The organism is Oxalobacter vibrioformis, from assembly GCF_027118995.1.
GTDB lineage: Bacteria > Pseudomonadota > Gammaproteobacteria > Burkholderiales > Burkholderiaceae_D > Oxalobacter > Oxalobacter vibrioformis.
Window position 1 is genome coordinate 426,834 of sequence record NZ_CP098242.1, and the last position, 18,738, is coordinate 445,571.

Below are 18,738 nucleotides of genomic sequence, written 5' to 3' on the forward strand. Positions count from 1 at the left end.
GCGTTGTGGGAAAGCCGGTAAACGCCGGCTTTCCCCATCGGACAAGGAGGCACACATCATGGCACCCGACACCCAACAGGAAACACCCCCAATGGAGGAAAAGATGACGGCAACAACCAACAACAAGACCACCGGCAAGACCGGCTGGAAAGGCAAAAGGGGGCTGCTCCTGCAGGAAACCGGCACCCCGCTTCTCTCGGAAACGGGCAAGGAAAAGGAAATCATAGAAAGGCTCCTTGACGAGGAAAAGTAAACGCCATACAGCAGTAACCGGCATACCCCGACAGGCGAAAAACCTGTTGGGGTATGCCATCAGCTACAGGAGAAACGGATATGGATATCAGGACAATTGGCAACACCCAGACAAGGGCGGCACCGCCAGAGGCCCATATAAGCCAGCCAGTGCAGGATGCTTCGTTTGATGCTGTACCAGTGCAAACCGTTCGTGCGGTTTCCGGTGTTGATGAATCACAACGCCAACTGGCAGAAGCATCAGTGACAGTGGAAGAGGCAAAAGAGATTGTCAACAGCATTTCCGCATCACTGCAGAGTATTTCATCCGGTTTGCAGTTCCAGGTTGATGAAGATTCCGGCAAGGTAATCGTCAAAATGGTGGATAAGCAAAGCGGGGAGGTATTGAAACAAATCCCCTCTGAAGAGGCACTCAGGATCGCGCAGTCACTTAGCAATCTTACCGGTGTCCTGCTCAGTGAAAAAGCATGACGGCATATCGTATGAAAAAAGCCCCGATTTTATCGGGGCCAGACTGCTGACAAACCCCATTTTTTTCGAAGTGGGGTTTTTTCATTGGCGCATTATCGGGAGATCAAAACAAAATTAAAATAGCTATCACATTTTCCATTAAGCCCCCTTGGCCGAAATATCCCAATGACAAGGCCGAATCTTCCCGGGAAATGGCGCAAAAAAGCAAGGCTTGCTGCCTCAAGCAGGCGTGCCATCTTCTTCATGTTCTGACACGCTGCCGCTAAAAGCGCCTGCCCCTTCACTTTCGATAAACCACGGTAACGCGCATAACGGTGACCGTGCAACTCTTTCGCATCCGCAAAACTGCGCTCTACCGTTTCCTGTCGCCGACGGTAAATCGCCTTGCCCTTTGCCGTCAGGCGATTGTCATGAACCTGTTCCTTGAAGCCCTGCCAAATATGCCGGGTGATCAGTTTTATCTGGTTGCGGCTCTGGGTACACTGCATAAGAAAGGCGCAGTCCGTACATTGCCCTTGTTGAGAGGCATATTCCCGGTACCCTGAACGGTTGGTCGTACGGTAAGGTAAAAGCTTTCCATTGGGACAGAGATAACAGTCTCCTTGAGGGTCATAGCTGTACTGCCGCTTGTAAAAGTAGCCCGCCTTGTGATTCGGACGACGGTAACCGATAACGCCGTATATGCCTCGCTCTATGAGTCCCTTGGCTATGTGTGGTGTGTCATAACCTGCATCCAAGCCTACGGCCTGTATCTCAAATCCAAAACGTGACTGCATCCTGTCAAGACGCTTCAGGTAAGGAACACTGTCATGGACATTTCCCGGCGTCACATGGGTGTCTGTGATCAGGGCGTACTTGCCGTCAACGGTGCGGTGGTCCAGGTAGTAAAAACCTTTGGGCTTGCCATCACGAACAAGGTAGCCGGCATCAGGGTCTGCCGGGCTGACTTTGATTTCTTTTTGTGAGGGCGGTTCGTCGTCTCTGTCTGAAAGGGGATTTTTGCCATGGGAATAACGGTCGGCTTCTATGGCGCTGTTGAGTTCTGCAAGGTAGGCAACGGGCTTTTGCTCAACAAGGTGACGTTCGTGACGGTTCTTGTTGGCCGAGGCTTTGAGGTGTGTGCTGTCACTGTAAAAAACGCGACCGCCTATTAATCCATGACGGATGCACTGCTCAACAATCTCGTCAAAAATGACTTGTTCTATGTCTGTGCCAGCAAAGCGACGACGGCGGTTCTGGGAAAGGGTGCTGGCGTCTGGAACACGGTCTGTCAGGCGTAAGCCTAAAAACCAGCGGTAGGCTACGTTAACCTGAATCTCACGCTCTATCTGGCGCTCTGATCTTATCCCGAATAGGTACCCAATGAAGAGCATCTTGAATAAAACTACGGGATCAAGGGCGGGCCTGCCATTGTCCGCACTGTAAAGATGGGCGGTGTGCTCTCTGATAAAGTCAAAATGGATGTGGCGGTCTATCAGTCTTAATAGATGGTCTTTGGGAACCAGTTCTTCAAGGGTGACCATCTCCAATTCGTGTTGCTGCGGTGTCGGTGTCTTTAGCATCAGAGCCTGCCTTTTATGCGGATATCTATAAGCAATTCCATTAAAGCAAAATCCCCGGCTTAACGCCAGGGACTTTGCAATACTTTGTCAGCAGTCTGGCCCCGATTTTATCGGGGCTTTTTTCATGATGGGATCCGGCTTTTGTCTGATGCAAATCCTGTCCATCCTGTTCAGGGATAGCCTCTTCTGAAGAAACTGCAGATTAATTGATCGCGAGACAGGCTTCAGTGCTTTCAGCAAACGCGCTGGGACTGAAAAAGAAAGAAAGACAAATTTCCGTAGAAGCGGAAACTTTATATTTTACGAGTGGCAAACCTTTTCACGTTTAAGCATACGCGACTGATAAATAATGATAAACCGTTAAAAAGGTGGCAATGCTTGCAGACTGGATTGACAATCCACTTACCAACGTTATGTCTGTCAAATCAACCTCTGTTACATGCTTAACGGAAACACCCGGGAAAAATTTAGGGTTGACTTACCACATTTTTTCAATACCCCATAACAAAATAAAAGGCAGAAACACCCCTTATATTTTTAATATGCGCGAAAAATTCTTAAAAATCAATCGGTTATTGATTCACAAAAAGGGAGGTAATTATTTGCATAAAAGCAACAAAAATATTTGCTTTTTTTTGCGCGGGAACATCAAAAAGAAAGATGATGGGCTGGGAGGCAACCTCGATTTATTGCCTTGATGGCAATTTTTATGGCACTTTATCGAAAAAAAGGTATCAAGCGGGTTTTACAGCCATCTCATCCAGGGCCAGCGGATCAATCATGACGACTTTGGAATCATCAATGCTTTCCATATATTGGTCCGGAAGAGGAAACTGGTCATTCATCCGTACTGAGAGCACGATTTTTCGCAGCAGGGTGTCCTGTGCCGCCCTGATGGCTGATTGGGAGGATGTTCCTTTTATTTCCATATCCTCAAAATCCAGAAGACGCACATGGTAAAGCCCGCTTTCCTTTTTCACAATTGCCGGATAAGGAACCAGCATGTCAATCACATGCTGCGCATTTCTGTTTTTGCCGGTTTCCAGTTTTTTCGCGAGCTTCTGGGCAGAAAGGTGGGTATATCTTTTGAGCATGGAAAGATTTTTGTGCCCGCTGATGGCAGCAATTTCCATCACATCAAGCGTACCCAGTTCAAAAAGCCGTGAGATGGCTTCATGCCGCAAATCATGAAAGTGCAGGTCAGCTATGCCCAGTTTTCCCAGCATGAAACGCCAGGTGGATTTGATGCCTTCCGCTGTGTAATGAAATACCCTGCCTACATTTTTTTGCCCCAATCGCACAAGTGCATCGCGCGCCCGAAGAGAAAGCGGCACATCCCTTTTACTGCCGTTTTTCGTTTCCGGCAGATGCGCCACTCTTTTTTTCAGGTCAATATTTTCCCAATGGAGGCTGATTATCTCTCCCTGCCGCATAGCAGTTTCCAGCGCCAGCACGATGATGGAATACAGTGTTGAGTTGGTATGCTGGTGCGCATAGCGCAATATCATCCGGTCTTCACGTGGTGTCAGGCGACGCTCACGGCCCGGTGGCAGTTTGGGTTTCCTGACATTCTGGACAGGATTATGCTCACACAAACCCCACTCTATTCGTGCGATGTCAAAAAAATTGGACAGAAGCGACATTTCAAGACGTACACTGGAAGCCGAAATCAAATTTCCGGTTTTGAAATTGATATGGTTTAAGCGCTGGTCACGGTAGGTGGCAATATCCACGCTTGTTATTTTATGAACAAACTTTTCTCCAAGAAAAGAGCGTGATATCTGCTCAATGCGGTATCGCTCCTGTTTGTAGCCTTTTTTCAGGATCGATATTGTGGCGCCGTATTTTTCAAATGCATTTCGCAATAGTTGTCTCTTCATGTTCCAATCAGGGGTCAGGATACTGTGCTGTTAATTCCCAAAAGGGCTTACGTATATAGTGTGGTATATCTTTGTTTTGTTGTGTTGATGAAAAACACTTGTCTTGTTCACAACACTTTTTTATATGACGCCACGATTGCCTGGCATTTTTTTACTGCCGGGATTTTTTTATAAACTTTCTGATTGTATTGCAGAGCCTGCCTCAAGTCAGCCAAAATAAATAAAGACTTGTAAAATACTTTATACAGATCGTATATTTTCAGCCTGTTTTTCCGGGCAGATGCTTTTATACTGTTGATCGGAATGAGGCTTCTTCATAAAGAATGAATGAACTGAAATTATTGACGGATGATATTCTCGAACAAATCAGGAATAGCTGGCGTGTCGGAATAGAGGAGAACAACAGCATTGTGATTTTCGAGGTCATGTCGCGCCTGGGCAATGAACTCAGGGGAGATGAAAAATGGATAATGCATCCTGAAAAATCCGGAAGTAACGATGGGCCTGTGACAGAAAATCCCCGTCTTTTTTTTGATCTGGATATCGGCCAGCTTGTCTATTGCCACTCCCGTTCAAATGGACAGCAGTATATGATTCAATCCTTGATAAGCCAGTATGGATAAACGGAAACCTGCCTCATGAAACCCCGTCTTTTTTTCTTCTTTCTGCTTTTGCTACTGTTTTGCTTCAGGCATGCCAACGCCCAGCCCGCCTGTGGTGATTTTCTGGCAATAGCTGAAAAAAACCACCACGCCTGGAATATCTTGAGTGTGTGGAAGGAAAAAACGCCCATGAGGTGGAAGAATACCTGGTGAAGGAAACTGGCATGCAGCCGCTTTCACGCGTCTTTTGCATTTGAGAATCACTCCTCAAAGCGGGAAAGCGTTATGGCCATATCCCGCACAACCAGTGGCCCGAAGGCTCGCCGGAATCGTGCGACACGATCCTGACCCGTTATGAAGTCAGTATGGGAAGCGGCGAGAGCCTCGTCAGCCAGCGTGAAAAATGGGATGCCATTGACTGGTTTTATGTGGATGTGGAACTCTTTTTAGACTCGCCTTAAGAGCATACTCAGACCTGAACGGTAAACTGTCCCGGTGCCATAATTGAAATAACCCCTCCCCACATGCACATGAGCCTGCTGTTATGGGTTAGTGCGGGTTGGTTGCCAATCAGTACGGCGGGGTGGCCCGGCACCCATGGCGCTGCTGTATTCGGAATACAGGGCATGGGGGTCAAAACGCCAAGCGCCGCCGCAGTAGCAGCCGCCACAGCAGGATTGGCAGGAGAGTTGCACATGCCAAAAGACGTCATATTGACAAAGGGCTTATGATCCATGATGGTAGCTGTCGGCTGACCGCCAGCCATTGTTCTGGCCGTGGGAAGCACTGTCAGCGTGCAAGGCGCCATGCCAAAAGAACATTGGCACAGACTCCCTTGTGTCACAAGCAGGCTCATATCGTCCCTCAATTCATCTTGACCATGGCACCTTTTATTTCCAGCATGCCGGTACTGGAAACAACACCCTTGGCCGCCCCCTTGATACTGAAAGTCGTCCGCGCTTCCTGATCCAGACTGGTACCGGCATTCACATGCATGGCGGTACCGGACTTGAGATCCATACCGGTGGCCGACTCAATATGCAATGCCTTGCCGGCGTGAAATGTCAGAGCGCCTCCTGTTTTAACCGTAATATTACCGTCGACACGAATAGTCAGGTTGCCCTTGATATGAACGGTGTAATCCCCGTCTATGATCAGCTCGTTATCCTTGTTTTCTGCCATTGCCCCCCCTCGCCGTCATCAGCCAAACACCTTGGTATCCATCAACTCAGACGCACATCTCACCAGACTGGAACAATATTCCTCGGTATATTTTCCCAGCAGTTCGCCGCACATCGTACTGCCTGTTTTTTCTTCAAAAGCATCCATGATTTTGCGGCACTTATCGCCATTTTCACTCAAGCCGGAAATCATGAGCATGGCGGTAACCACACCGCAGGTCTGTCTTTTTCCCATACCGCCGCCAAAACCGGCAGTGAGGTCCATCGCCTGTTTTTCACTCAATCCGGCAAGATCGGCATAGGCAATGGCAACTGTCTGGGCACAGCTGATTCTTTTACCTTCGTCCAGTGGCTCCCGAAAACGGGTAACCGCCTTGTCAACTCGCGCACTCATGTCTTTTCTCCTTGTTGGAGGGTTCAGGGAAAGGGAGATTGCCTTATCGGTACTCGCACTACTGGTAAGCGCTTTCCAGGATTGCCACGCAATCGTCTTCCGAGAGCGGCGCCGGGTCCATGGCAAAAAGATCGCCCATCGTCTCCCGTGCATTGATGGCATACTTGCGCAGCTCATCACGCCTGATCCCGTAGTCAGACATCCTGAGCGATGCCACACCACAGGCCTGCTGCAATTCAACCAGCGCATCGACAAAATCCATTGGCTTGTCTGCATCCTTTTTGCCCATGGCTCTTGCCATGGCAATCATCCTCTCATCACATGCGCCGGCTTTCACAAAATGCGTATAGTAGGCACGGCTCAACATGATGAGACCTGCGCCATGCGGCAAATCAGGATGAAAAGCCGAAAGCGCATGCTCAAGTGAGTGTTCTGATGTAATAAAGCAGCTGCTGAGTACCATGCCGGAAAGGGTATTGGCCAATGCCACATTGGCACGCGCCTCTTCATCTTTGCCGTCTTTCACAGCACGAGGCAGATAACCGCTGACCAACTCAATGGCCTTTAAGGCATAAAGATCACTCATCGGGTTGGCCGATTTGCTGATATACGCCTCCGTCGCATGAAAAAGCGCATCAAAGCCCTGGTAAGCTGTGAGCATGGGGGGAACACTCAGCATCAGGTCCGGGTCAACCAAAGCCAGTACAGGGAAGGTCCTGTCATAGCCAAAACCGATTTTTTCATTGGTCTCTTCTTTGGTGATAACCGTCCAGGGGTCCGTCTCCGAACCGGTACCGGCTGTCGTGCTGATCGCGACGACAGGCAGCGGCGCATTCTGGACAGGCTTGCCTTTGCCGCTTCCGCCAAAAACATAATCCCAGTAATCCCCGTCGTTGGTCGCCATGATGGCAATAGACTTGGACGCATCCATGACACTGCCACCCCCCAGGCCAATCACAAAATCACAATCTGATTCGCGTGCAACAACCGCACCATCCATGATACTGGCCTTGGTCGGATTGGGCTGGATTTTGTCATAAACCACATAATCCACGCCTGCCAGCTTCAGTTCTCCAATGAGCCTGTCCAGGTAGCCATTTTCTCTTGTGGATTTTCCGGTTGAGATAACAACCAGCGCCTTGTCTCCCGGAGGTACGCACTCATGCAGATGGTTCAATTGCCCTTTTCCAAACATGATCCGTGTGGGAATGAAATAGTTGAAAAACATGCTGTCATACCTCCTGTCTGTTCAAAAACAAAACAGGCAGCCTATGGCTGCCTGTTATCAATTAAAGTTCAAATACCCGCTTTGAGGGATGGCGATTCAGTTTCAGTAGCAGTAATTCCCAGGCCATCAGCGGCATGGGGCGGTGAAGTGATGTATTTTCCGCTGCCGCCCAGGCATTGACCGTATTGGTATTGACATGCAAAAGCTCTGCCACTTCCTGGCGCGTGATCCTGACTTCTTTCATCAGGTTGCGCAACGTCTGTGCGTCAGGCGCCTTTAGCTCCTGGTTGTCCTTATGGCCTGAAACGGGATTCATGCCTGCCCCTTCATAACGTGAATTTGGAATGCCGCAACACGGGAAATCGACGTGATTTATTGTTTTTATTGTAACGATAATGCCCTGTAATCGTATAGATATGGAGGATATTTTCTTTTTGGGCGCTGCTGTTGATATTGTGGATAACAAGCGGTGCGCCATCCCGGCTTTTTCCGATAGCCACAATACCGATATGCGGCAGCATCCCCTGCTCCTTGAGATTCCAGGTAACGATATCGCCGGGTTTGAAGTCGCTATCATTTTGCAGCGTCTTGCCATGGCGCTTCATGAAGGTCTGGATATTCTGTACCCGCCGGTGATCGATATTGGTATCGGTTCGTTTCATTCCCTATATTGTGGGGTAAACCCCGAAATTAGCCTTCATGTCTTCGTGAATTTCTTTTTGCAGGGCTATCCCCTGGTCACGGTAGGCGCGAATAACCACGTCGGTACAGACACCGGTATCTTTGGATACATCCCCTCCCGGATAGGCGATGCGCCGGTATGCGGGATCATAGGATACGGTCACCCCGATCTGCTTCTCGGCTGATTTCGCCAGCTTTGCGCCAAAATTGCTGTCTGCATGCGCACAGGCAACCCACAGGTAAAAAAAGAAAAAGAAAAAAATCCGGCTTTTCATCAGTTGTCTCGGCACAAGATCAGGCATCACTCAGTTTCAGGATAATCAGGGATGTCGCCCTGTCGATTTCATTATACAGACGCTCCTCTTCCCCCAAAAAAGAGGGTTCCCTTTTTTCCGCCTTTGAAAAAAGCTGTCGATGCGCCTCACACAGTTGCACCACTTCCGCGATTTCTTTTCCCAGTGAAACTTTCATTTCCGCATGCTCAATAAGCATGATAAGGGTGGTAAGCCGACTCTCGCAGATATCAATCATATTTCTGAGTTCACGTGAGATGCTTACCTGGCCCTCCCCCTGCTGAACATTGTGGTTGATCTTTCTGTACAGGTATTGGAGTTCATCTATCCGGCTGTCGATCAACTTCTTTTTATCACGCTGTATCTTCAGCTTCCGGTCAAGCACCTCAGGGATGTAAACCGCAAGAAAAATCGTTGTGATGAGAGCCGCAACATCAATAATATTGATGGTATCGCTCATGGGAATATTGTAATAATGGCGGATGGCTATGCCGATGATGATACCAATTCCAATCAGGAAAAAATACAGGGCATACTGAATCAGTTTTTCTACCTTCATTTTTCTGTCCGGAGAAGTTAACAATACGTTCATTATAGAGAGTCAGGATACTTTCACAATCTGCAGAAAACATGCCCTTTAAACGCCTTTTAAAAGGCTTGTTTTCCTGTTAAAAAACACCTCTTTTTTTACAGACATTACCTGAAAAAAAACAATATTTTTCATAGCGACATTTCGTACAATAACGTGTATCCTTGAAATTGGGCCAGTTCCCCCGGTTCCTTATTTATCACTCTTTCCTGCAGGGAGCGTTTATGAATCAGACGATTACCTCTATCCTTGAACGAAGAAGCATACGGGCATTCAAGCCGGAACCGGTTCCTGAACGGGAGGTAAACTGGATACTGGAAGCCGGATTGTATGCAGCCACCTCAAGAAACAAACAGCCCTGGTTTTTTTCCGTGGTGACCAACAAGGCGATTCTCGACAAAATCACCCGTGGCACGCTGGAAACCATGCGTACCACCAATATCGAGCAATACAAGATCAAGGCGCAGGATCCCGGCTTTTCCCCTTTTTACCATGCACCAACCGTCATCTTCCTTTCCGGTAAGGATGACGAAGCCAGCGCAGTTATCGACTGTGCCAATGCGGCGCAGAATATGTGTGTCGCAGCCTATTCACTGGGTCTTGGCTCCTGCTATGTCAGAAGTTTCAAACAGGCTTTTGAAGACCGGGTACTTGCAGTAGAGCTCAATAAAGCGCTGGGCCTGCCCGAAGGCTACTCCACCATCTTTGCTGTCGCGCTGGGGTATACGGATGAACCACCCCCCAATACGCCACACCGCAACAGGGATGTGATCCGCTATATCAAATAAAGGAGAAGAACATGACATCGCGCACCGGGTTCAAAACCCTTCTTTTTTCCGCCCTGCTCTGTTTTTGTGCCAGTGTTTTTGCTGATACCCAACTGCCGGAGCCGCAAATGACAGGCGGAAAAGGCATTTATGATGTGCTGAAAGTCCGCCGCTCGGCAAACCTGAATAATTTTCCCCAAAAGCCTCTCTCTCTTCAGGAACTCTCCAATCTCCTTTGGGCCGGCACCGGCTTGAACCGGGAAGCAAAAGGATGGACTATTCCCTATGGCATGGGCATGACCCCCTACAACAAAATCTATGTCATCTGCGACAAAGGCGTCTCCCTCTATGACTGGAAAACCCATTCCCTGAAAGAAATCTCGAAAAAGAATATCAAGAGCATGGTGGGCAAGCAGCCCGCCGTCGCATCTGCCCCCGTTATTCTCGTGATTGTCTCGGACAGCGAAGCAATGGGTAATGTGACGGGAGAACGTGCCAGAGACTGGGCACACATCGCAAGCGGCGCCATCACCCAGAACATCTATCTGGCTGCAGCGTCCATGGATATTGGCACACGTTATATTGTCTCCATGAATAATGACGCCATCCGCAAGGAACTGAAGCTCAACGAAAACGATATGCCGATCAACATTATGCCGCTTGGCAAAAACTGATACGCAAACACATAAAAAGCGCCTGATTATTCAGGCGCTCAGACTGCTGACAAACCCCATTTTTTTCGAAGTGGGGTTTTTTCATTGGCGCATTATCGGGAGATCAAAACAAAATTAAAATAGCTATCACATTTTCCATTAAGCCCCCTTGGCCGAAATATCCCAATGACAAGGCCGAATCTTCCCGGGAAATAGCGCAAAAAAGCAAGGCTTGCTGCCTCAAGCAGGCGTGCCATCTTCTTCATGTTCTGACACGCTGCCGCTAAAAGCGCCTGCCCCTTCACTTTCGATAAACCACGGTAACGCGCATAACGGTGACCGTGCAACTCTTTCGCATCCGCAAAACTGCGCTCTACCGTTTCCTGTCGCCGACGGTAAATCGCCTTGCCCTTTGCCGTCAGGCGATTGTCATGAACCTGTTCCTTGAAGCCCTGCCAAATATGCCGGGTGATCAGTTTTATCTGGTTGCGGCTCTGGGTACACTGCATAAGAAAGGCGCAGTCCGTACATTGCCCTTGTTGAGAGGCATATTCCCGGTACCCTGAACGGTTGGTCGTACGGTAAGGTAAAAGCTTTCCATTGGGACAGAGATAACAGTCTCCTTGAGGGTCATAGCTGTACTGCCGCTTGTAAAAGTAGCCCGCCTTGTGATTCGGACGACGGTAACCGATAACGCCGTATATGCCTCGCTCTATGAGTCCCTTGGCTATGTGTGGTGTGTCATAACCTGCATCCAAGCCTACGGCCTGTATCTCAAATCCAAAACGTGACTGCATCCTGTCAAGACGCTTCAGGTAAGGAACACTGTCATGGACATTTCCCGGCGTCACATGGGTGTCTGTGATCAGGGCGTACTTGCCGTCAACGGTGCGGTGGTCCAGGTAGTAAAAACCTTTGGGCTTGCCATCACGAACAAGGTAGCCGGCATCAGGGTCTGCCGGGCTGACTTTGATTTCTTTTTGTGAGGGCGGTTCGTCGTCTCTGTCTGAAAGGGGATTTTTGCCATGGGAATAACGGTCGGCTTCTATGGCGCTGTTGAGTTCTGCAAGGTAGGCAACGGGCTTTTGCTCAACAAGGTGACGTTCGTGACGGTTCTTGTTGGCCGAGGCTTTGAGGTGTGTGCTGTCACTGTAAAAAACGCGACCGCCTATTAATCCATGACGGATGCACTGCTCAACAATCTCGTCAAAAATGACTTGTTCTATGTCTGTGCCAGCAAAGCGACGACGGCGGTTCTGGGAAAGGGTGCTGGCGTCTGGAACACGGTCTGTCAGGCGTAAGCCTAAAAACCAGCGGTAGGCTACGTTAACCTGAATCTCACGCTCTATCTGGCGCTCTGATCTTATCCCGAATAGGTACCCAATGAAGAGCATCTTGAATAAAACTACGGGATCAAGGGCGGGCCTGCCATTGTCCGCACTGTAAAGATGGGCGGTGTGCTCTCTGATAAAGTCAAAATGGATGTGGCGGTCTATCAGTCTTAATAGATGGTCTTTGGGAACCAGTTCTTCAAGGGTGACCATCTCCAATTCGTGTTGCTGCGGTGTCGGTGTCTTTAGCATCAGAGCCTGCCTTTTATGCGGATATCTATAAGCAATTCCATTAAAGCAAAATCCCCGGCTTAACGCCAGGGACTTTGCAATACTTTGTCAGCAGTCTGAGCGCCTGATTATTCAGGCGCTTTTTTATGTCTGGAAATCCCCTCTCTGACACAGCCAATACCATAAACGGAAGATAAAAAAGCATGAGGAAAGATCTGATTGAAAAAGCAAAAAAATATCCTCATAAGCAAAATAATATGATCCGCGGTATGTTATTTTTTTACATTAACAAAATTATTTTCATAGACAAAGAAAATAATGCTTTTTTTACAACAAAAAAACATTTAAAATTCAACTGATTCACAACAAATGCAAATGCTAAAGCCCTGTTGTACAAATCAATAACTGTTTTGTTCGAAGGAAGACGTAAAATGAGTGAGGATAAAAGAAAGTACAAATTTTCCTGGGATACGCTGGGTTCTGATATGGCACTGGCCAGGCCAAGCCTGGGTGACTCGCTGAAAATCGAGGTTTATCGGCTTCTTCAATTTACTATGCGTGACGTTATTGAACAGGAATACGGTACGCAGGCGGCTGATGATCTTTTCTACAAATCAGGCGTGCTTGCCGGAAAATCATTTTATGACCAGTTTCTGACCGAATTTACCGGATCAAGCGATACCGGCCCCCTGGTCAGACGAATTGGCGAGTTGTTCCGTGATTTGGGTATTGGCATTTTTCGTGTCGAATCTTTTGACAACGAATCTATGCAGTGTTACGTTACAGTTGATGAGGATCTTGACTGCTCCGGCCTGCCGGACATTGAAGATGTTATCTGCATTTATGATGAGGGTTTCATCGCTGGTATTCTGGAAAAATTTACTGGTAAAGTCTATACCGTCAAGGAAGTAGACTGCTGGTGCACGGGTGCCCGAACGTGCCGTTTCCAGGGGATGCCGGTAGAATAGACCGCCCCATGCATGGATAAATCTGAAGAAAAAATTACATCGCTTATTGTAAAACATATCGATGGGCTGCTTGGTGGCTCCTCATCTCCGTCAGTACCTGAAGAACTGGCCGGGAATGGGGAGTTCGTTGCGCTCCACAACAGGCTGATGGAATTAAGGCTCATCATCTCGGATTTCGCCAAGGGCAATCTCTCACACTCCATTAAAATGCGCGGCTTTGTTGCCGGCGGCCTGAAGGCGCTGCAATCCAATCTTCGGCACCTGACATGGCAGGCACAGCAGGTTGAGCGGGGTGATTTCAAGCAGGAAGTCCATTTCCTTGGAGATTTTTCTGTTGCCTTTAACAGCATGGTTGCCCAGCTCGACCGTACCATGAAAGAACTCAGGCAAAATGAAGAAGCACTTACTGTACTGACCGATTCTCTCCAAAAAGAAATCACTTTGCGCACTGCAGCAGCCAATGCCTTGAAGAAGAGCGAAGCACGCTTCAAATATCTTGCTGAACACGATGCGCTGACCAATACACTGAACCGGCGCTCCTTCCATGCCATGATCCTGTCTGAACTGAATAATGCGCATGAGAACGATACCACCTGCTGTGTTGCCCTTCTGGATGTAGACCACTTCAAGACGTTCAATGACACCTATGGTCACACAGAAGGTGATATCGCATTGCAGCATATTGTGGCAGTTGCCCAGGGGCATCTGCGGCAGACTGACATGCTGGGGCGTTACGGCGGCGAGGAATTTATCTTTTTCTTTGGCAAGGCCGATCTCGATCAGGGCATGGCCGTTGCCGACCGTATACGCCTTGCCATCGAAAACACGCCGGTCAAACTCTCCAACGGTACCCAGATCCCGATTTCCGCCAGTATCGGGGTCGCCGTTATCAAGCCGGAATGGTATGACGCTGAAAATGCCAACAAGTTTTTACAGTTTCACATTGCCAATGCTGATAATGCGCTTTATAAAGCCAAACAGGCCGGACGTAATGCTGTCGAGCCTGCCCCTGTTATCGAGCCAACACTGACACAGGAAATACTGAACGCCTGAGCGGAAAAATCCGCTTTTTGTCCAGGACGCCAAAGTTACTGTTTTCCGGGATAAATCAAACGGTTTCATCAACCTGTGCGTAAAATAACCCGTGTAGTACCTGCTGCCCCGTCGCGTAGTAATATGATGCTAAGCCCGTTTTACTTTTTTTAACCGAACAACGCCAGGATCAGGACTCATTAATTCTCCGTCCGCGAAAAGTTGTTTTGGCTCAAAAGGCCAGGCGCAACGGCTTTGCAGCAGGCAATTTAATGAGCCCTGATCCTTCAACAGGAGAAGATGATGAAACGCTATCTGATCGCATTGATATTTCCTGCTTTTCTGATCGGTTGCGCAAGCTCTGACGAAGGTCGAACAACAATGCCAGCCATATCGGACAATGCCACCCTGACCAGCCATTCGTGGATGTTGCAGGATGCAAGAAATGCCCAGGGAATGCTGATAACTCCGCTTTTTGTGCAGGCCAGCAAGCCTGTACAGGTAGACTTTAACAATGGCCGATTCAACATCAGCAACACCTGCAACAATATGGGAGGAACCTATTCCCTTTATGAAAACCAGATGACTTTCGGCGCCATGCATTCCACTCAAAAAATGTGTGTTGACAGCAGGATTACCGCACTGGATTATGAAGTCAGCAAACGCTTGCGTGGTGCCAATACTTACAGCATTACACCAGCTGAACAACCCATCCTGACCATCACCACATCCGATGGTGACATCCTGAAATTGACCGGTGTACAAACCCCTGCTACACGTTATGGTTCAGAAGGCGAAATCATCTTCCTTGAAGTTGCGCCACAAACCACGCCATGTTCCCATCCGCAGATCCCGAACAAACAGTGTCTGCAGATTCGCCAGGTTTATTACGACAGTTATGGCCTGAAAACGGGGACACCGGGGCAATGGCAGACCTTTTATCAGGATATTGAAGGTTACAGCTTCCAGCCGGGCATTCGCAATCTCCTGCGGGTCAAACGATACAAGATAACCAACCCGCCGGCTGATTCCGCTGATTCCGCTTATGTTCTTGACATGGTGGTCGAATCACAGGTCATCAAGCCAAGAAAACAGGTAAAACTTCCCCGATAGACAGTATTTCGGCACGAATAAAAACCCCCGCAACAAGCGGGGGTTTTAGGATCAGGACTCATTAATTTTCCGTTTGCGAAAAGCCGTTTTGACTCAAGGGCCCAGAAAGAGCGGGAAATGGGGAAAGAGGCGTAGTAGACCACCATCAAGCTCCTATTTCTTGGTGCAACACCGCCATTTGGGGCACAATGGCTTTGCAGCAGGCAATTTAATGAGGCCTGACCCTACTATGGCTCCCGCTTCAAATCAATGTTTGTGCTGCTCAAAAAAATTGATAATCTCCTCTTCACCAACGAGGCAGTTATCTCCCTCACACAGTAAAGGAACACCGACAAATTCATCTGGAATGCCAGCCGAATTGGCTTTTCTTTTCAGCTCTTCGAGATTCTCCCGATTATGAAAGACTTCTTTTTTCTGAAGACTGACATTGTCTCCCAGCCCATTGCCTGACAGATAATCCTCCACAATCTGGCAATGCGGACATCCCTGACCATAATAAAGCATACCCATCTCCTGAGACATATTTCCTCCCTTTCCTGAAAAAGCGGGAACCGATAGTGTCGTTTTTCATACGGAAACAGCATGAAGCAAAGCGTTGGGCTACTGCTTATGGCATATCAATATTTTTCGCAATTTCAGGCGCCATACCCCATACAGAAGCTGGCTGTCCCTCTTGTCATCAATGAAATGCCACAGCGATCAAATCAACATCCCTCTTTCATAAATCCTGATAATCATGAGGGTACAATAGAAAAACGCTCTTTTTTCTGAATGCTTTTAACAGGTGACTTATGAACAAGACCATGAAAGCCGCTGTCGTACATGAATTCGGTAAGCCTCTACGCATAGAAGAAGTGCCTGTCCCCGTACCAGGGGAAGGCCAGATACTGGTCAAGGTAGAAGCCTGCGGCGTCTGTCACACGGATCTGCATGCCGTCGATGGTGACTGGCCGGTCAAACCTGCCCCTCCCTTCATTCCGGGGCATGAAGGCGTGGGCTATGTTGTCGGCGTTGGCCCATATGTCAAACACATCAAGGAAGGTGACCGGGTCGGTATTCCCTGGCTTTATTCCGCATGCGGGCATTGTGACTATTGCCTGGATTCGTGGGAAACCCTGTGCCTGCAACAGAAAAATACCGGTTATTCGGTCAATGGCAGCTTTGCCGAATATGTCGTTGCTGACGCCAATTATGTCGGCCTGTTACCCAAAAATCTCGGCTTTGTGGAAATCGCACCGGTTCTGTGTGCCGGCGTAACCGTATACAAAGGACTGAAAATGACCGATACCCGCCCTGGCAACTGGGTGGTTATTTCCGGCATCGGCGGACTTGGCCACATGGCCGTGCAATATGCCCGGGCAATGGGATTAAATGTTGCCGCTGTTGATATTGATGATTCAAAACTGGACCTGGCAAAGCGCCTGGGAGCCAGCGTCACCGTCAATGCCGCCACAACAGATCCGGCAGCCTTTCTTCAAAAAGAAATCGGCGGGGCGCATGGCGCCCTTGTCACTGCGGTTTCTCCCAAGGCTTTTGAGCAGGCCCTGGGCATGGTTCGGCGAAAAGGCACCGTTTCCTTAACCGGCCTTCCACCAGGAGAATTCCCTTTGCCGATCTTTGACATGGTGCTGGGTGGCGTCACTGTACGCGGTTCCATTGTCGGTACCCGCCTGGATTTGCGTGAATCTCTCCAGTTTGCGGAAGAAGGGAAAGTACATGCGACGGTTTCAACGGAAAAACTGGAAAATATTAATGAAGTTTTCACTCGCATGAAAAATAATGAAATCGAGGGACGTATCGTACTGGACTTCAGTAAATAAGCCTTTTCTTCAGGTTGGCACCTGAACTGAAAAACCGTTAGCCTCAAGAAAAATGGAATAAAATCATCGGGATAAATTCCTGATATAATCAAAGCATAAGCTGCTGTTCATAAAATAACAGCACAATGTGGTGTGGGCAAAGCCTGCATAAGCGAGATAACCTTATTTGTATTTCGAAAGGAGATGGCTATGTCTGCGACCAACCCTATCGTTAATGCCAATCCGATTGTGAACGCCAATCCTATCGTGAGTGACAACCCGATACAATCCCCTCTGATTGAGGGCGGTGATGTTTATGATCCCAACCGGGATTTTTCCTGTGGTTGTTCGGCTACCATACCGGAAGGTTCCCGTATGTTTTTCATGAAATTCTGCCTGATTGTCATGGTCGTTGGTACCGGCGTCATGTACGGTTTGTACAAACTTTCTGAAGCCATGGGCTGGATGTAACTCCAAACAGCCGGTCAATACACCGGCTGTTTTTCTTTTCCCTCTTCCTCTTTTCTTTACGCCCTAATACGTTTTTCCGCTTTTCTGCATTGCAGATGGCACTTTTTTTCTTTCTTCCCGCTCTAAATGTGCGTATTACGCATATTTAGAGCGGGAAAATGCTTTTCACGCTTTGCGCGATACGCATTTTATTACCAGAATGGCTGTATGGGTATAGGAAGAAAAATCAGGGAAATCAGGAAATCCAGAAAACTCAACATATCCGATGTTGAGCTCAGGGCTGGCATATCCGAAGGTAATCTGTCCCGTATCGAAACCGGGAAACAGTGGCCCAGAGAAGAAACATTAATCGCTATTGCCAACGCGCTGGATTGCAGTATTGTCGATTTTTTCAGCAACACTGCAACAGGTGCCGCCTCAGGACAGCAAATCCCGCTTGTTACCTATGCCCAGACGGAAACGCTGCAAAACATAAACAAGCTGCACACCATACGCCAGGAATTAAGCGCCTATGCGTCATCCGATCCGTCACGCTGGATACCCGCAGCAGCAGATATGCCGGAAAATGCTTTTGCACTGGAAATTGGCGATAGTTCCATGCTGCCTGATTTTCATGAGAATGATCATGTCATTATTGACCCCAGCCAGGAACCCAAACCGGGCGATTTTATTCTCGCAAAAGTCAACCACGAAACCCTGTTCAGAAAATACCGGCCTCGTGGAAGCAGTGCGTCAGGGGATATGGTTTTTCAACTGATGCCCTTGAATGAAGATTACCCTTCCCTGCGTTCTGATATCACCTCTATCACGATCATAGGTACCATGCTGGAACATCGCCGCTACCGGAAAACCTGATCCGCTTACACCTGCTTTAAAGATGCCTTGCTGACGTCCCTGCCGTGCATCATACCATTCATGCGCATTGCGCATATTCCCTTTTTATCCTGTATGATGCGTATTACGCATTATTTTTGTTTCTCTTTTGAGAAAGTTTTGCCCATGCAGCTCTACCACCTGAGAATCCTGGCGCATTTCAATAACGCTCGCAACGAACTCATGGCAGCGGAAAAAATACTGGCTGCCATGCCGAAACATCCGGATGATAATAACCATCATTTTGAATTACAGCTGTCCAGGGATGTGTTTATTGAAATCAGACGCATCGAATATCTGATACGTAAGGAAATCAGACGCCGGGAATACAATAAACAAAGAAAATGAACATGAAAAAAGGGAGCAT

The 18,738-nt window shown here is 48.3% G+C and carries 22 protein-coding genes and 1 pseudogene; 12 read left to right on the forward strand and 11 right to left on the reverse strand.

All coding sequences use genetic code 11. The features are described from left to right. Positions 1-58 precede the first annotated feature (58 nt). Both NB640_RS02180 and NB640_RS02185 read left to right on the forward strand, forming a co-directional pair. Complete coding sequence (locus tag NB640_RS02180) at positions 59-253, forward strand: hypothetical protein (protein WP_269309503.1); 195 nt, start codon at positions 59-61, stop codon at positions 251-253. 80 nt (positions 254-333) lie between these two features. Next, positions 334-723: a flagellar protein FlaG gene (locus NB640_RS02185; RefSeq protein WP_269309504.1), complete on the forward strand. Its 390-nt coding sequence runs from the start codon at positions 334-336 to the stop codon at positions 721-723. 92 nt (positions 724-815) lie between these two features. Here the strand turns inward: NB640_RS02185 and NB640_RS02190 are convergent, their stop codons facing one another. After that, positions 816-2,285, reverse strand: coding sequence for an IS1182 family transposase (locus NB640_RS02190; RefSeq protein ID WP_269308866.1), 1,470 nt, complete (start codon positions 2,283-2,285; stop codon positions 816-818). Positions 2,286-3,019: 734 nt separating this feature from the next. Continuing rightward, positions 3,020-4,165 carry a site-specific integrase gene (locus tag NB640_RS02195; protein WP_269309505.1) on the reverse strand — a complete coding sequence of 382 codons (1,146 nt, stop codon included), beginning with the start codon at positions 4,163-4,165 and terminating at the stop codon, positions 3,020-3,022. Positions 4,166-4,488: 323 nt separating this feature from the next. Between NB640_RS02195 and NB640_RS02200 the strand changes: the two genes are divergently transcribed. Further along, positions 4,489-4,788, forward strand: coding sequence for a hypothetical protein (locus tag NB640_RS02200; protein WP_269309506.1), 300 nt, complete (start codon positions 4,489-4,491; stop codon positions 4,786-4,788). Positions 4,789-5,236: 448 nt separating this feature from the next. Here NB640_RS02200 and NB640_RS02205 read toward each other — a convergent pair whose 3' ends face one another. From NB640_RS02205 to NB640_RS02235, 7 genes and pseudogenes are all read right to left on the reverse strand, one after another. Continuing rightward, positions 5,237-5,623, reverse strand: coding sequence for a DUF4280 domain-containing protein (locus tag NB640_RS02205; protein ID WP_269309507.1), 387 nt, complete (start codon positions 5,621-5,623; stop codon positions 5,237-5,239). Between the two features lie 8 nt (positions 5,624-5,631). Next, positions 5,632-5,949, reverse strand: a complete 318-nt coding sequence (locus tag NB640_RS02210; protein ID WP_269309508.1) for a hypothetical protein — start codon at positions 5,947-5,949, stop codon at positions 5,632-5,634. 18 nt (positions 5,950-5,967) lie between these two features. Then, positions 5,968-6,342 (reverse strand): C-GCAxxG-C-C family protein, encoded by a 375-nt coding sequence (locus tag NB640_RS02215; RefSeq protein ID WP_269309509.1) that lies wholly within the window; start codon positions 6,340-6,342, stop codon positions 5,968-5,970. A gap of 58 nt (positions 6,343-6,400) precedes the next feature. Further along, positions 6,401-7,570 (reverse strand): iron-containing alcohol dehydrogenase, encoded by a 1,170-nt coding sequence (locus NB640_RS02220; protein WP_269309510.1) that lies wholly within the window; start codon positions 7,568-7,570, stop codon positions 6,401-6,403. 61 nt (positions 7,571-7,631) lie between these two features. Continuing rightward, the gene (locus NB640_RS02225; protein ID WP_269309511.1) at positions 7,632-7,886 is read right to left on the reverse strand and encodes a transcriptional regulator; all 255 of its coding nucleotides are present in this window, start codon (positions 7,884-7,886) and stop codon (positions 7,632-7,634) included. A 10-nt stretch (positions 7,887-7,896) separates the two neighbouring features. Then, positions 7,897-8,553: pseudogene (locus NB640_RS02230) on the reverse strand (DUF1287 domain-containing protein). Beyond that, positions 8,546-9,103: a hypothetical protein gene (locus NB640_RS02235; protein WP_269309512.1), complete on the reverse strand. Its 558-nt coding sequence runs from the start codon at positions 9,101-9,103 to the stop codon at positions 8,546-8,548. Before NB640_RS02235 ends, NB640_RS02230 begins: the two are co-directional and overlap by 8 nt. Positions 9,104-9,357: 254 nt before the next feature. Between NB640_RS02235 and NB640_RS02240 the strand changes: the two genes are divergently transcribed. Together NB640_RS02240 and NB640_RS02245 are read left to right on the forward strand one after the other, a co-directional pair. After that, positions 9,358-9,921, forward strand: a complete 564-nt coding sequence (locus tag NB640_RS02240; protein WP_269309513.1) for a nitroreductase family protein — start codon at positions 9,358-9,360, stop codon at positions 9,919-9,921. Between the two features lie 11 nt (positions 9,922-9,932). Next, a complete protein-coding gene (locus tag NB640_RS02245; protein ID WP_269309514.1) occupies positions 9,933-10,574 on the forward strand; it encodes a SagB/ThcOx family dehydrogenase in 642 nt (213 codons plus the stop codon). Between the two features lie 92 nt (positions 10,575-10,666). Here NB640_RS02245 and NB640_RS02250 read toward each other — a convergent pair whose 3' ends face one another. Then, on the reverse strand, positions 10,667-12,136 hold the full coding sequence (locus NB640_RS02250; RefSeq protein WP_269309515.1) for an IS1182 family transposase: 1,470 nt from the start codon (positions 12,134-12,136) through the stop codon (positions 10,667-10,669). Positions 12,137-12,546: 410 nt separating this feature from the next. Here NB640_RS02250 and NB640_RS02255 point away from each other — a divergent pair, with 410 nt between their 5' ends. The 3 genes from NB640_RS02255 (at position 12,547) to NB640_RS02265 (ending at position 15,228) form a co-directional block, all read left to right on the forward strand. After that, on the forward strand, positions 12,547-13,083 hold the full coding sequence (locus tag NB640_RS02255) for a 4-vinyl reductase (RefSeq protein WP_269309516.1): 537 nt from the start codon (positions 12,547-12,549) through the stop codon (positions 13,081-13,083). Positions 13,084-13,095: 12 nt separating this feature from the next. Continuing rightward, positions 13,096-14,136 carry a sensor domain-containing diguanylate cyclase gene (locus tag NB640_RS02260; protein ID WP_269309518.1) on the forward strand — a complete coding sequence of 347 codons (1,041 nt, stop codon included), beginning with the start codon at positions 13,096-13,098 and terminating at the stop codon, positions 14,134-14,136. Positions 14,137-14,496: 360 nt separating this feature from the next. Then, the gene (locus NB640_RS02265; RefSeq protein ID WP_269309519.1) at positions 14,497-15,228 is read left to right on the forward strand and encodes an META and DUF4377 domain-containing protein; all 732 of its coding nucleotides are present in this window, start codon (positions 14,497-14,499) and stop codon (positions 15,226-15,228) included. Between the two features lie 246 nt (positions 15,229-15,474). On the opposite strand, the gene NB640_RS02270 is transcribed toward NB640_RS02265, so the two are convergent. Continuing rightward, positions 15,475-15,750: a thioredoxin domain-containing protein gene (locus NB640_RS02270; RefSeq protein ID WP_269309520.1), complete on the reverse strand. Its 276-nt coding sequence runs from the start codon at positions 15,748-15,750 to the stop codon at positions 15,475-15,477. A 269-nt stretch (positions 15,751-16,019) separates the two neighbouring features. Between NB640_RS02270 and adhP the strand changes: the two genes are divergently transcribed. The 4 genes from adhP to NB640_RS02290 all read left to right on the forward strand — a co-directional run bounded on the left by adhP (position 16,020) and on the right by NB640_RS02290 (position 18,719). Then, positions 16,020-17,048: an alcohol dehydrogenase AdhP gene (gene adhP / locus NB640_RS02275; RefSeq protein WP_269309521.1), complete on the forward strand. Its 1,029-nt coding sequence runs from the start codon at positions 16,020-16,022 to the stop codon at positions 17,046-17,048. Between the two features lie 189 nt (positions 17,049-17,237). Then, positions 17,238-17,498, forward strand: coding sequence for a hypothetical protein (locus NB640_RS02280; RefSeq protein ID WP_269309522.1), 261 nt, complete (start codon positions 17,238-17,240; stop codon positions 17,496-17,498). A gap of 207 nt (positions 17,499-17,705) precedes the next feature. Beyond that, positions 17,706-18,353: a helix-turn-helix domain-containing protein gene (locus tag NB640_RS02285; protein ID WP_269309523.1), complete on the forward strand. Its 648-nt coding sequence runs from the start codon at positions 17,706-17,708 to the stop codon at positions 18,351-18,353. Positions 18,354-18,497: 144 nt separating this feature from the next. After that, a complete protein-coding gene (locus NB640_RS02290; RefSeq protein ID WP_269309524.1) occupies positions 18,498-18,719 on the forward strand; it encodes a hypothetical protein in 222 nt (73 codons plus the stop codon). Positions 18,720-18,738: the final 19 nt, after the last annotated feature.

What these genes read in the sequence shown, in the direction of transcription:
- NB640_RS02180 (WP_269309503.1), top strand. Translation starts at nt 59, where the DNA reads ATGGCACCCGACACCCAACAGGAAACACCCCCAATGGAGGAAAAGATG.
- NB640_RS02185 (WP_269309504.1), top strand. Translation starts at nt 334, where the DNA reads ATGGATATCAGGACAATTGGCAACACCCAGACAAGGGCGGCACCGCCA.
- NB640_RS02190 (WP_269308866.1), bottom strand. Translation starts at nt 2,285, where the DNA reads ATGCTAAAGACACCGACACCGCAGCAACACGAATTGGAGATGGTCACC.
- NB640_RS02195 (WP_269309505.1), bottom strand. Translation starts at nt 4,165, where the DNA reads ATGAAGAGACAACTATTGCGAAATGCATTTGAAAAATACGGCGCCACA.
- NB640_RS02200 (WP_269309506.1), top strand. Translation starts at nt 4,489, where the DNA reads ATGAATGAACTGAAATTATTGACGGATGATATTCTCGAACAAATCAGG.
- NB640_RS02205 (WP_269309507.1), bottom strand. Translation starts at nt 5,623, where the DNA reads ATGAGCCTGCTTGTGACACAAGGGAGTCTGTGCCAATGTTCTTTTGGC.
- NB640_RS02210 (WP_269309508.1), bottom strand. Translation starts at nt 5,949, where the DNA reads ATGGCAGAAAACAAGGATAACGAGCTGATCATAGACGGGGATTACACC.
- NB640_RS02215 (WP_269309509.1), bottom strand. Translation starts at nt 6,342, where the DNA reads ATGAGTGCGCGAGTTGACAAGGCGGTTACCCGTTTTCGGGAGCCACTG.
- NB640_RS02220 (WP_269309510.1), bottom strand. Translation starts at nt 7,570, where the DNA reads ATGTTTTTCAACTATTTCATTCCCACACGGATCATGTTTGGAAAAGGG.
- NB640_RS02225 (WP_269309511.1), bottom strand. Translation starts at nt 7,886, where the DNA reads ATGAATCCCGTTTCAGGCCATAAGGACAACCAGGAGCTAAAGGCGCCT.
- NB640_RS02235 (WP_269309512.1), bottom strand. Translation starts at nt 9,103, where the DNA reads ATGAAGGTAGAAAAACTGATTCAGTATGCCCTGTATTTTTTCCTGATT.
- NB640_RS02240 (WP_269309513.1), top strand. Translation starts at nt 9,358, where the DNA reads ATGAATCAGACGATTACCTCTATCCTTGAACGAAGAAGCATACGGGCA.
- NB640_RS02245 (WP_269309514.1), top strand. Translation starts at nt 9,933, where the DNA reads ATGACATCGCGCACCGGGTTCAAAACCCTTCTTTTTTCCGCCCTGCTC.
- NB640_RS02250 (WP_269309515.1), bottom strand. Translation starts at nt 12,136, where the DNA reads ATGCTAAAGACACCGACACCGCAGCAACACGAATTGGAGATGGTCACC.
- NB640_RS02255 (WP_269309516.1), top strand. Translation starts at nt 12,547, where the DNA reads ATGAGTGAGGATAAAAGAAAGTACAAATTTTCCTGGGATACGCTGGGT.
- NB640_RS02260 (WP_269309518.1), top strand. Translation starts at nt 13,096, where the DNA reads ATGGATAAATCTGAAGAAAAAATTACATCGCTTATTGTAAAACATATC.
- NB640_RS02265 (WP_269309519.1), top strand. Translation starts at nt 14,497, where the DNA reads ATGCCAGCCATATCGGACAATGCCACCCTGACCAGCCATTCGTGGATG.
- NB640_RS02270 (WP_269309520.1), bottom strand. Translation starts at nt 15,750, where the DNA reads ATGTCTCAGGAGATGGGTATGCTTTATTATGGTCAGGGATGTCCGCAT.
- adhP (WP_269309521.1), top strand. Translation starts at nt 16,020, where the DNA reads ATGAACAAGACCATGAAAGCCGCTGTCGTACATGAATTCGGTAAGCCT.
- NB640_RS02280 (WP_269309522.1), top strand. Translation starts at nt 17,238, where the DNA reads ATGTCTGCGACCAACCCTATCGTTAATGCCAATCCGATTGTGAACGCC.
- NB640_RS02285 (WP_269309523.1), top strand. Translation starts at nt 17,706, where the DNA reads ATGGGTATAGGAAGAAAAATCAGGGAAATCAGGAAATCCAGAAAACTC.
- NB640_RS02290 (WP_269309524.1), top strand. Translation starts at nt 18,498, where the DNA reads ATGCAGCTCTACCACCTGAGAATCCTGGCGCATTTCAATAACGCTCGC.